This window comes from Bacillus cereus group sp. Bce019, assembly GCF_051781745.1.
Lineage (GTDB): Bacteria > Bacillota > Bacilli > Bacillales > Bacillaceae_G > Bacillus_A > Bacillus_A cereus.
On sequence record NZ_JBPWJX010000015.1, the window covers coordinates 59,045 to 71,534 of the forward strand.

The following is a 12,490-nucleotide window of genomic DNA, read 5'->3' on the forward strand; positions in this document are numbered from 1 at the left end:
AAGCCTCCCCATATTCTTTGTATGGATTTTACTATTGAATTACTTATACTACTATTTTTAGTAGCTGTATTAGCAGGATGGATAGATACGATTGCTGGGGGCGGTGGTATGATAACTATCCCGATAATGTTATTAGTAGGTATGTCTCCTTCTGTAGCGATAGCGACTAATAAACTACAAGGGAGTAGCGGAACTCTCATGGCAACAGTGTTTTTTATTAAGAAGAAAGAAATTAATCTTAAAGAAATGCGTTTGTCCATCTTAATGACCTTTTTTGGATCCGTTTTGGGTGGATGGCTTGTTTTACAGATACGAGCAGAATATTTAATCATGATATTACCTTTTTTACTTATTATTATTGGTCTTTATTTTCTATTATCTCCAAATATAGCAAACGAAGATCGACCGAGAAAAATAAGTATGTTGTTGTTTGCGTTAACAGTGGCTCCATTCCTTGGATTTTATGATGGTTTCTTCGGCCCAGGAACAGGTAGTTTAATTGCTTTAGCATTCATTCTTTTATGTGGATATAGTGCTACGAGAGCAACTGCAAATGCTAAAATCTTGAATTTTACAAGTAATTTCGCTGCTTTGTTATATTTTATTATTTTTGGCCAAATCGATTGGACAATTGGGTTGATTATGATGCTTGGTCAAATTATAGGATCGTATATTGGAGCGAAGATGGTGCTTACAAAAGGGACGTCATTAATACGACCAATAGTGGTTATTGTTTGCTTTGTCATGGCAATTAAAATTTTTTTACAAAATATAAACTAAATGTAATCAATATATTATTTGGATCAAAGTTAGAGTGTTTTCATGTTCTTATTGCAGTATTACGCTGTTTAAGATGTGTTCAAAATTACACAATTTGACTAGTGTAATATATTGCGTTATGCTTTTTTATAGTATAAAAGAAAGGCTTGAAGATAATGATTCGTCGTTTGAGAAAGCTAAAAAATGTAGCAGTCGTAGTAAGCTTCTAAGTAAATAGCAAAATATATAATACTTAGAAGCGAGGAATAAAGTTATGAAGTATCCATTATTTAATCATTGGTCAGAAACAAAGTATATAAAAGATATAGTAACAAATCCACTCATTGAAGTAGGAGAGTACTCCTATTATTCAGGCTATTATAGCCATCAAAATTTTGAAGATGGCTGTGTAAGGTATTTGTGGGGGGATGCTAAGTCTCAAGCACTTTTCAATCCAATTGAACAGATGGGATGGCATCTTGATAAACTCATTATTGGGAATTATGTTTGCATTGCAAGTGGGGTAGTCATTTTAATGGGTGGTAATCATAATCATCACTCAGAATGGATTACAGTATATCCATTCGCTGAGCAAATCAAACAATCATATGAACCAAAGGGCGATACAGTCATTCAAAGTGATGCTTGGATTGGAATGAATGCTATAATAATGCCTGGCGTGACTATTGGTGAAGGGGCAATTGTTGCTGCAGGATCTGTCGTAAGTAAAGATGTTCCGCCGTATACAATAGTTGGTGGAAATCCTGCTAAGGAAATAAAGAAACGATTCACTGATACAGAAATAAACATGTTAATGGAAATGCGTTGGTTTGATTGGGATAGGAAATTGATTGAGAAGGCAATTCCGCTGTTATCCAGTCCATCCATCGAACCATTATTTGCTTTTTATAAAAATGAAGTGAAAAATAAATAAATCAGTTAGAAAAACTACATCCAGTATAGGGTGTAGTTTTTTTATTACAAAAAACTAATAGTTTAGACTAAAGAAAATTCATCTCTAATATAAGTCTAGCAAATAGCTGAATTGAGTAATTAAAATCCTTGATAGCTAATAAAGCATTAACGGGCAGTAAGACCCCAACTGATTAAAGTTTCACTTTATTTTTTGTAAATGTGGAACAAATGTATTATTTAGATTGTCTATTAATTGTAATCCTAAAAAATATGAAAGTGCGAATCATTTTGAAAAATATAAGGGGATTAAAAATAGTGATATGTGTGGGAATACAAAGTAGTAGGGCACCTAAAAGTGTCGGATGAGATGGTCTATATGAAAGCGATCCTAACGTCTAATATGTATATACAATTTGAGAACACTGTCTGTTTTTTTGAGATTATGTTAGAATAACGCTTTTTTTGAGTATAAAAATATTGGAGGTAACAGAAGTGAAAGGTATGTTTTGCAAGAGATTTATTGCAATAGTAACAGTGCTTACACTATTTTTTAGCATGTTCGTTACATTTGGAAGAGCAGCAGCGGAAACAGTTTCTGCTATAGAGGTTGAAGCAGGATCAGCAATTTTAATAGAAGCAAATTCCGGGAAAATTTTATATGAAAAAAATGCAGATGAATCATTGGCAATTGCTAGTATGACAAAAATGATGAGCGAATACTTAGTTCATGAAGCGGTGGATAAAGGAAAACTTAAATGGGATCAAAAAGTTAAAATCTCTGAATATGCACATAAGATTTCGCAAGATCGTTCATTATCAAACGTTCCATTAGAAAATGGTGGCTCTTATACGGTAAAAGAGTTATATGAGGCAATGGCAATTTACTCTGCAAACGGTGCAACAATTGCTTTAGTTGAAGAGATTGCTGGTAAAGAAGTCAACTTTGTAAAAATGATGAACGATAAGTCGAAAGAGTTTGGAATGAAAGATTATAAATTTGTAAACTCTACAGGCTTAACAAATCACGATTTAAAAGAATATCATCCAGAAGGGACAACTCTAGACGAGAAAAATAAAATGTCTGCAAGGGATTGTGCAATTTTAGCACAACGTCTTATTCAAGATTTCCCCCAAATATTAAATACAGCAAAAATTCCTAAAAAAACATTCCAAGAGGGTGGTAAATATCCAATTGATATGGCGAACTTTAACTGGATGTTAAAAGGTTTAATTAAGCAATATGAAGGTGTAGATGGTTTGAAAACAGGAACGACTCCAGAAGCGGGAGATTGTTTCACTGGTACAGTAGAAAGAAATGGTATGCGCCTAATTTCTGTAGTGATAAAAGCAAAATCTCATACGGCACGTTTTGATGAAACAAAGAAATTATACGATTATGGATTTGCGAATTTTGAAGTGAAGAATGTCTACAGAAAAGATTCAGTAGTAAAAGGGCATGAAACAGTGCGAGTAGCAAATGCAAAAGACAAAGATGTAGTAGTTCAAACGAAGCAAGCTGTTTCACTTCCAATGCCGAAGGGCAATAAAGACATTTATAAAAAAGAATTTAAAGTATTGAATAAAAAACAAGAAGTGCCTATTAAAAAAGGTGTAACAATTAGTAAAATGATTATCTCGCCTAAAGATAATACAGATCCTGGGTTTTTATCAGGTAAATCATTACAAATAGACCTTGTAACAAAATCTGATGTGGAACAAGCAAAGTGGTTTACACGTTTTATGCGTAAAACAGGATCTTTTTTTAGTGGTATGTGGGATAGTGCGATTGATATAATAAAAAGCTAATTTTATAGGATACAACTAAATGTTTCACTTTATAAAAATTTAATAAAATCTTTTCTTTGTATTAAATGTTTTGTTTTAAATTATGTATATAAAGAAATGGAGGTAAAATTAACTTTGTACTGCTTATATTAGAAATTTAAAGAAACAATATGTACAATTCTACACTACATTCTTATAGTGGCCTTTATGAACAGCAAGATTTATATTTTACAAGGAGAACATTTTATGAGTAAGAGAATAAAAGAATTAGATTCCATACGAGGGTTAGCGGCACTTACTGTGGTATTTGGACATTTTTGTTTAATGCTACCATCGTTGCCTAATTCTATTAAATTTTCCCCGCTTAGGTTTTTATGGGCGGGTGGGGAAGCTGTTATTGTTTTTTATGTACTAAGTGGTTTTGTGTTATCTATGGCACTTTATCATTCAAAAACAAATTATTGGGGATATTTAATTAAGAGATTTGTAAGAATCTATATTCCTTATTATTTTTGGATAATCGTTACCTTTGTTTTATTTATTTTATTTTCGTCGTATGAAGTGGTAGGACTACGGGATTGGTTCTATGATAGGTGGCAAGGGTCTATAACGAAATTAGATATTCTAAACCACTTTGTGCTTCTTAATAACTTTTTTACGGAAAATTATAATCCAGTTATTTGGTCATTGGCTCAAGAAATGCGTATATCTATTGTGTTTCCTTTGTTATTCCTTCTTTTTTATAAACTGAATTGGACGAAAACGATACTATTTGCTTTGAGCTTTTCATTAATTAGTGTTGTTCTTAATATGTTGCATATTGGGAAAGCTGAAGGATTTTATAATGGTTATGCTGATACACTGCATTTTACATCTATGTTTATGGTTGGAATGTTACTTTTTAAGTATCAGGAAAAACTTATCTACTCATATAGGAATATGAAAAAATTTAAAAAAGGATTTCTTATTGCATTAGGGGTTATCCTATATTTATATTCCATTTTAATTTATGGTTTTTCCCGTAATGATACAACTTTCTTATTAAAAGATTGGGGTGTCGTAATGGGGGTTAGTATATTTATTATAATGGCTATGAGTAACCTAAAAGTAAAAGCATTTCTAAATAAGAGTGTATTTGTATATTTAGGAGAAATTTCATACAGTATCTATTTGTGTCATTTTCCAATCATGATGGTACTATTTAAACTATTGTATACAAAGATACCTATCTTTTTCCTTCTTACTTTGTGCATTGCAATGACACTACTTTTTTCTATAGTTTCATATCATTTAATCGAAAAGAAATGTATCGACTGGGCAAAACAAAGAACAACAAATTTTTTGAAAAAAGTATAATTCCTAGATAGATTGTATTTCTTTAGTAAATATATGAATATGACCGATTCCTAAGTATACTTAGGAATCGGTCAATTTTGGATTCTAAATGTAAATATAGTAAAGTGGAATATAATCGAAATCGAAAACCACTTAGAAATAACAATTACGGTGTGAGCTATTGTATAGTATAGATATGGTTAACAATAAAGGGGGAATACAAATGTGGAAGCGATTTGTAGCAATTGGCGATAGTTTGACAGAGGGGATAGGGGATGAAGTTGAGGGAATTGCATTAAAAAGCTGGGTAGATCATTTTGTTCAACTGTGTGAAAATGATATAGAATATGCCAATTTTGCAAAGCGTGGGTTAGTAACTAAAGAAATTCAATCGCAGCAATTGGAAAAGGCGCTAACTTTTAATCCAGATTTGGTTAGTCTCATTGCAGGGGCAAACGATGTTTTAAAAGGACGTTGGAATCATGATGCATATAAGAACGATATGGAATTTATGATAGATACATTAAGTAAAGCAGGGGCTGATATTATTATAGCAAACCTTCCAGATTTTACAGTTAGGCTTCCTTTTGCTTCTGAAAAAAAACAAGTAATAAAAGAACAATTATTAGAGGCAAATGAAGTTATACATTCACTGAGCAGAGAGTATAAGCTTCATCATGTTGATTTTTGGAATCATCATTTAGTTAATGACAATACGCTTTGGTCTAAGGATTTAATTCATCCAAACTCAAAAGGATATGTAAAAGTTGCTGAACTAATTTTTAGTAGTTTGCCTGTACAGAAGACAAAATGATAGTTTGCAATGTAACGAATATGATATTAAGTGTATGAAGCTATGTTTTTTAGTAAATGGAAAGAACTAAACATTTAGCAAACAAAGCGTTTCTACGATATATTTCTACAGTAGTGCACAAATACAGAATCACAAAGAAAGATCACTTATGGAAATAGGTGATCTTTAAATGTTTTTATAACTAAATTAGTATATACTGTATTACTAACAGTTTCGTACTACATAAAAATTAAGTTCTCTTATAGAAAAACTGATTTTATATTATCTTAAAATATAATAAAACGTTCAAAACATATTTTGGGTATGTATCCTAATTGTGAATGATGTGTAATTTTTTTGAAGTATAAATATCCAATAAATAAAATAGGTAGTAGGTGCAGAAGTATTAATACTATATTATTCAATTCTTGTTATGAGTACATTAGTGATTGGTAATATTATATTTTTATTATTAAGTTTAGTTATTGGAATTAATTTGCATAGAAAATATGTAGGATAAGAAAAAAATATACTTTATTGTATATTTTTTTGTTTAGTAGGATTTACGGTCTCTTTAAACTATTATGTTAATAAAATTAAAAAACTTAATTCTTGATACCCTTATGGTTAAAGCTATCTATAAAATGAAAATATAAATAAATAATAGTTTGTTATGATTTGTGGATTTGGTTTTTTATCCGAATTTTCTGATTCAAATATTTCAACTTTATGAATATAGTAGGTGAAATATTTGTGTGATAGTATTTGAGATAGAAAAAAGCCAACTTTAAAAAGGATGTGAATTGAATGTGTAAACGACTGTAAAGGGTTATATTAAGGCAACGTTTAGCTGTTATTAGTGTAAGGTAAAGATATATTTTGTAACAGTTGATATAAAAATGAAGAAATAGGTACGCTTTCGTCTGTCTGACTATTTTAAATATATGAAAAATAAGACCGGTTTGAGTTTTGGCGAAGTTAAATTCTAGGTGAGATGTCAATAATGATTAATTAGGTTTAATAAAGAGGTACCTTATACGCAAAAGCGTTTATATTAGTAACCTAAGGAGCTTGCTTTTATGAAAACTACTGATTCAAAAGGCCTATTAGGAAATAGGGTTTATTTACAAGTTTTCTCTGCCTATTCATTGCTTATGCTTGGTGTTTTTATTGATATGTTAGCGATTATGACTATAGTTGGGTTTGAATGGGAAGTAGATCCTACTATGATTGGATTGATTCCTGTTGCATATGCACTTCCTGGAATTATTTTTGGCTCATGGGCAGGTGTTATTGCAGATCGTTTTAGAAAAATTCCAATTATGATGTTCTGTAATCTAATGGTTGGTCTAATAACAATTGCTCTTTTATTTGTACAAGATATCCACTGGCTCTTAGTGGCATTAATGATTCGTTCCATTTTTATTGTTTTCTATTATCCTGCACAGCAAACACTAACAAGACAGATTGTATCCCCGGACTTGCTTACTAAAGCAGTAAGTATCAACGGAATAGTAGAGCAGGGTACCAAGATAGTAGGCCCCCTTATAGGGGGCATGTTGTTGAGCTGGTTTCAACCAGAGTTCTGCCTCATTATAAGAGCTATAAGTTGTTTATTAGCTACCTTAGTTCTCATACCCACAATAAAATTTAAAGAAACTATATCGAAAGAATTTGTTGAACAGCAAAAACAAAGTACTTGGACCGCTTGGGTACAAGGGTGGGGTTATGTGTTATCTAATCGGATAATATTATCAACCATGATTTTCGTTACAATAGCCATGGCGGTATTACAATTAGTAGACTCACAATTCCCAACTTTATTTAAGAGCTTATTCCCACATGATAAAAGTAAAATGGGATATATCATTTCTATTATTGGTCTTGGCGGAATACTTGGTGCATTACTAACTCAGAAATTAAAACAATTTCAATATGGCTGGGTAGTATGTGGAGGTATGGTTTTAATGGGAATTGGTTTTGGGGGGATTGGTTTGATAACGCCCGGTACGGTCTTCGTTTTAGCTTATTTAATTAGTTTTATCGCTGGTATCGGAAGTGGGCTGATGCTTGTATCTAATCAAGTCATTTTACAAATAGAATCCGATCAAGATCAAGTAGGAAGAGTATTTGGTATACAAAGCAGTTTAACAAACGCAGTTCTAATTATTTCTCCTGCTATGAGTGGTCCATTAGTGCATTTGTTTGGAGTAACTCAACTCTATGTTTATGGAGGGATTGGGCTTGTTATTATTGGAGTAATTGGAGTTTCACTGCAGAAATATTTATGGGCTAAACATAAACACGAACCTATAAGAGCAAATAATTTTTGAAGGGAAGATTTTTATGACCAATGAGGAATGCTATCCATTAAGCCATCCGCAGCGAAGAATATGGTATACAGAAGTCGTTCATTCTGATAAAGGAATATGTAATTTAAGATTTTTATTTAAACTTCATCGAAAAATGAATTATTCAAAATTAAACCAAGTTGTGAATCGCGTTATCAGTGAAAATGACGGTCTGTGCATTAGGTTAAAAGAAAATGGGCATCAGGAACCGAAACAATATTTTACTAAACATGAAGAACAAGAATTTGAGTTTTTTGATTTCAGTAATGTGGAGAATACAAATTTGCTTGAGGAATGGATTGAGCAGAAAACAAAAGAAACGTTTACATTATTTAATTCAAATTTATACTATTTCGCTTTAATAAAATTAAACGATAATGAATGTGCAGTCTTTGGAAATGTTCATCATATTATTATGGATGGTTTATCAATTCAAATATTTACTGAGCAGATTGCAAAATATTATTATGACATGCATAACGAGAATGAGGAAGGCGAAATTAAAAATTCATATGTTCAATTTCTGACCAACGAACAAACATACTTGAATAGTAGTCGCTTTCAAAAAGATCAAAAATTTTGGTTAGAGGAATTTAAAACACTGCCATCTGTGACTGGATTGAAGCCTTATAATACGTACCAAGTTAGTACAAAAGCATCACGTGAGACGTTTATATTAACGGAACATTTGAAGAGAAAGATAGATAAATTTTCTGAAGATTACAAAAATAGTTTATATACTCTTTTTGTTGCTGCTTTTTCGTTGTCCATGTATCGGTGGACCTCATCGCTTGATATTGGTTTAGGAATGGCTTACGGCAACCGTATGACTAAAATGGAACGAAAATTGATTGGAATGATGGTGAGTACAGTTCCTTTAAGAATGGATATTGATCCAGAAGAAGAAGTACTTTCATTTATTAGTAGAGTGTCCAGAAAACAAAGTAAATCATTAAGACACCAGAAATATCCATTTGATTTGTTATTAAAGCAGATTAATAAAGAGAATAACAGTAATGTGAGACTTTTCGGAACTACGATTGATTATAGGGATCGTGATGAAAGTGGTGACTCACTATGGATTCCAAACCGTGAAGAAGTACAAGATTTTGCAGTTCATATTGAAAATCTAATTGATATAGACTCTTTACATGTACATATTGATTATCGTGAGGAGCTATTTTCTAAGGAAGAGATAGAACGATTCTTTAACGTTATGCTAGTGATACTGGAAAATATTTTTGAAAACCCAAAGCAGAAGGTGGCTGAAATAGAAATCATTTCTGAGGAAGATAAAAGAAAAAGTTTAGTTGAGTTCAACAATCCTAAACTGGATGTCCCACCTCAAGTAACTATTCATGAAATGTTCGAACGGCAAGCGATGATTTATCCAAATGCTATTGCAGTTACGTATGAAAAAGAAAAAATTACTTATAAGGAGCTTAATGAACGTGCAAACCAGTTAGCTCATTATTTGCAGAAAAAGGGAGTAGGACCTGATACTTTAGTTGGACTGTGCGTTGAACGTTCCCTCGAAATGATTGTAGGTATTTTAGGGATTTTGAAGGCTGGTGGGGCTTATGTTCCGCTTGATCCAACATATCCAGAGCAGCGACTTCAATATATTTTAGAAGATGCTAGCATTCAGTTATTCGTAACGCAAGAAAGTTTAAAAGAATTGAACTGGTTACCAGAAAATGTTGAGTCGATTTGCCTGGATCGTGATCAAGATGAGATTGGGAAAGAAAGTAAGACTTTGCCGGTTTCTAGTGTCGGTCCCAAAAATCTGGCATATGTAATCTATACTTCGGGATCAACGGGAAATCCAAAAGGCGTTATGATAGAGCATCACAATGTTATACGGTTATTTAAATCGACGGATTGTTTGTATCAGTTTAATGAAAAAGATACTTGGACGCTTTTTCATTCGTATGCATTTGATTTCTCAGTATGGGAAATTTGGGGAGCGTTATTATATGGTGGGAAATTAGTTGTTGTTCCGTACTGGATTAGTCGATCACCTAAGGATTTTTATCAAGTATTGGTGGAGGAAGAAGTCACAGTTCTAAATCAGACACCTTCCGCATTCCGCCAATTAATACGAGTGTGTGAACAAGAAGATAAGAATAAAAATTTGCAGCTGCGTTACGTGATATTTGGCGGAGAAGCGTTAGAACCTATTGGCTTGTTACCGTGGTTTCAAAGGTATGGGGAGAAAAAACCACAGTTAATTAATATGTATGGAATTACAGAAACTACAGTTCATGTTACATATTATCCAATTACTCTAGATGATGTGCAGCATGCTTCAAGAAGTAATATTGGAAAGCGGATTCCCGATTTAGAAGTGTATATACTAGACGCTTATCAACAACCTGTTCCTATAGGTGTTGATGGTGAACTTTATATTGGTGGAGCAGGATTGGCACGTGGATATTTAAATAGACCTGAATTAACAGCAGAGCGTTTTATATCTCATCCATTTAGTAGTAATCCGAAAGAAAGATTATACCGGACAGGAGACTTAGCTAGGTATTTGCCAGATGGGAATCTAGATTATCGTGGAAGAATTGATCATCAGGTTAAAATACGTGGTTTCAGAATTGAGATTGGGGAAATTGAGTCTACTTTAAATACATATGCATCTGTAACAGAGGCAGTTGTAATTGTAAGAGAAGATCAGCCGGGCGATAAAAGATTAGTAGCATATGTTGTAGGAGATGGAAATGTAGATGCGTGGAGAGAGTATCTTAAAGCGAAACTACCAAGTTATATGGTTCCTTCGGGATTTGTGGCGATGGAAGCTATTCCACTTACAGCTAACGGTAAAGTTGATCGTGAGGCCTTACCTATGCCAGAGGAAAAGCAGATTAATAGTGAATGGGTTGGCCCTCGGAATAGTAACGAACAGACACTGACTACCATTTGGAAGCGAGTATTAGGTGTTAAAAAGGTGGGAATCTATGATAATTTCTTTGAAATTGGTGGCGACTCGATTCTCAGTATTCAAATCATATCTCAAGCAAGTCAAGTGGGGTTAAAACTTACTCCAAAGCAAATGTTTGAATGCCCAACTATCGCTGAGCTGGCACAAGTGGCTATAGAAACGCAGGGAGTACAAGCGGAGCAGGGAATTGTGATAGGTGATGTGCCTCTTACTCCAATTCAGTGCTGGTTCTTCGAGCAAGAACATCCACATACAGAGCATTGGAATCAATCAATGCTTTTAAGAGTAAAAGAAAGATTGAATGTGAAATTACTAGAGGGAGCGATATTAAATTTACTGAAGCATCATGATGCTTTACGTTTCCGGTACGAACAGTTACCAAACGGAACGTGGAGGCAGAGAAATGAAGGGACTGATGAGCTGTCAGTACTCCATGTTGTAAAACGTAATCAAGTTAATGAAAAAGAGTGGAATAAAATAATACAAGAAGAGATGAACATTAATCAAGCTAGTTTCAATTTAGTTACTGGTCCGTTAATGAGAGTAGTGTACTTTGAAGATAACTTGACTGGAAATGATCGAATATTCTGGGTGATTCATCATTTAGTAGTAGATGGAGTGTCATGGAGGATTCTATTGGAAGATTTACAGGTGGTATATAACCAGATGAAACAAGGTCAAGAAGTTCGCTTACCTGCGAAAAGTACATCTTTTAAAGAGTGGTCTGAACGACTCCAGACATACAGTGATTCGGGGATTTCAAAAGAAGTACAAAATTATTGGAATGAACAAGTAGAAAAAGAAACGATGAAAATTCCAATGGACTATCCAATACAAGAAACGACAGAAGAATCGATTGATCAAGTGACGAGGACTTTAGGAATAGAAGAAACACAAACATTGTTACACGAAGTTCTAGTCACTCATAAGACAAGGATTGATGAGGTACTATTAACGGCATTAGGACAAGCTATCGTTGATTGTATAAATCAGCAAACCGTTTCTATTCATCTAGAAGGACACGGAAGAGAAGAGATGATTGAAGGTATTGATTTATCACGGACAGTGGGCTGGTTCACGAGTATTTATCCCGTTCATCTCAATTTTCAAGGAACTCAGACACCTATTGAAGGGTTAAAGGCTGTCAAAGAACAATTACGTCGAATTCCAAATCGCGGAGTTGACTATGGTATTTTACGTTACTTGAATAAAGGATTACTTCCGTTTTATCAGCAAAAGCCTTCAATAAGCTTTAACTATTTGGGCCAATTTGATCAGGTGTTTTCAAGGGACTCTTTGTTTATGCAAGAGACAGGATTTACATTTTTAGATCATGCTCCAGATTCCAAACCATCTCATCTAATTGAAGTTATCGGAATGGTGAAAGATGAAAAGTTACATTTTATTTGGATGTATAGTAGGGAACAGTTTTCTAAATTAAAAATTCAAGTGATAGCAGATGGTATGTTAAGGCATCTCCGTCAACTTATAAATAAACCAACAACAGAGTCTGCTTTTACGGTATCAGATTTTGCTGATGCAGAGGATCTTACGGAAGAAAGCTTAAGCAAAGTATTACTTAAATTAACAAAAAAGAGGGTGTAA

7 protein-coding genes are annotated in these 12,490 nt (G+C 33.3%); all 7 read left to right on the forward strand.

What is annotated here, in order from left to right:
- Nucleotides 1–21 precede the first annotated feature (21 nt).
- The 7 genes from ACS2QP_RS19235 to ACS2QP_RS19265 all read left to right on the forward strand — a co-directional run bounded on the left by ACS2QP_RS19235 (nucleotide 22) and on the right by ACS2QP_RS19265 (nucleotide 12,490).
- Complete coding sequence (locus ACS2QP_RS19235; protein ID WP_119683388.1) at nucleotides 22–780, forward strand: TSUP family transporter; 759 nt, start codon at nucleotides 22–24, stop codon at nucleotides 778–780.
- A 253-nt stretch (nucleotides 781–1,033) separates the two neighbouring features.
- Nucleotides 1,034–1,693, forward strand: a complete 660-nt coding sequence (locus ACS2QP_RS19240) for a CatB-related O-acetyltransferase (protein ID WP_000876938.1) — start codon at nucleotides 1,034–1,036, stop codon at nucleotides 1,691–1,693.
- Nucleotides 1,694–2,166: 473 nt separating this feature from the next.
- On the forward strand, nucleotides 2,167–3,480 hold the full coding sequence (locus ACS2QP_RS19245; RefSeq protein ID WP_438882739.1) for a D-alanyl-D-alanine carboxypeptidase family protein: 1,314 nt from the start codon (nucleotides 2,167–2,169) through the stop codon (nucleotides 3,478–3,480).
- Between the two features lie 186 nt (nucleotides 3,481–3,666).
- The gene (locus tag ACS2QP_RS19250; RefSeq protein WP_332283251.1) at nucleotides 3,667–4,815 is read left to right on the forward strand and encodes an acyltransferase family protein; all 1,149 of its coding nucleotides are present in this window, start codon (nucleotides 3,667–3,669) and stop codon (nucleotides 4,813–4,815) included.
- A gap of 202 nt (nucleotides 4,816–5,017) precedes the next feature.
- Nucleotides 5,018–5,608 carry an SGNH/GDSL hydrolase family protein gene (locus ACS2QP_RS19255; RefSeq protein ID WP_326265039.1) on the forward strand — a complete coding sequence of 197 codons (591 nt, stop codon included), beginning with the start codon at nucleotides 5,018–5,020 and terminating at the stop codon, nucleotides 5,606–5,608.
- 1,058 nt (nucleotides 5,609–6,666) lie between these two features.
- Nucleotides 6,667–7,920 carry an MFS transporter gene (locus ACS2QP_RS19260; RefSeq protein ID WP_000858621.1) on the forward strand — a complete coding sequence of 418 codons (1,254 nt, stop codon included), beginning with the start codon at nucleotides 6,667–6,669 and terminating at the stop codon, nucleotides 7,918–7,920.
- Between the two features lie 13 nt (nucleotides 7,921–7,933).
- Nucleotides 7,934–12,490 (forward strand): amino acid adenylation domain-containing protein, encoded by a 4,557-nt coding sequence (locus tag ACS2QP_RS19265; protein WP_438882740.1) that lies wholly within the window; start codon nucleotides 7,934–7,936, stop codon nucleotides 12,488–12,490.

Excerpts from the sequence above, each read along its gene's own strand:
- ACS2QP_RS19235 (WP_119683388.1), top strand. The coding sequence starts at position 22 with ATGGATTTTACTATTGAATTACTTATACTACTATTTTTAGTAGCTGTA.
- ACS2QP_RS19240 (WP_000876938.1), top strand. The coding sequence starts at position 1,034 with ATGAAGTATCCATTATTTAATCATTGGTCAGAAACAAAGTATATAAAA.
- ACS2QP_RS19250 (WP_332283251.1), top strand. The coding sequence starts at position 3,667 with ATGAACAGCAAGATTTATATTTTACAAGGAGAACATTTTATGAGTAAG.
- ACS2QP_RS19255 (WP_326265039.1), top strand. The coding sequence starts at position 5,018 with ATGTGGAAGCGATTTGTAGCAATTGGCGATAGTTTGACAGAGGGGATA.
- ACS2QP_RS19260 (WP_000858621.1), top strand. The coding sequence starts at position 6,667 with ATGAAAACTACTGATTCAAAAGGCCTATTAGGAAATAGGGTTTATTTA.
- ACS2QP_RS19265 (WP_438882740.1), top strand. The coding sequence starts at position 7,934 with ATGACCAATGAGGAATGCTATCCATTAAGCCATCCGCAGCGAAGAATA.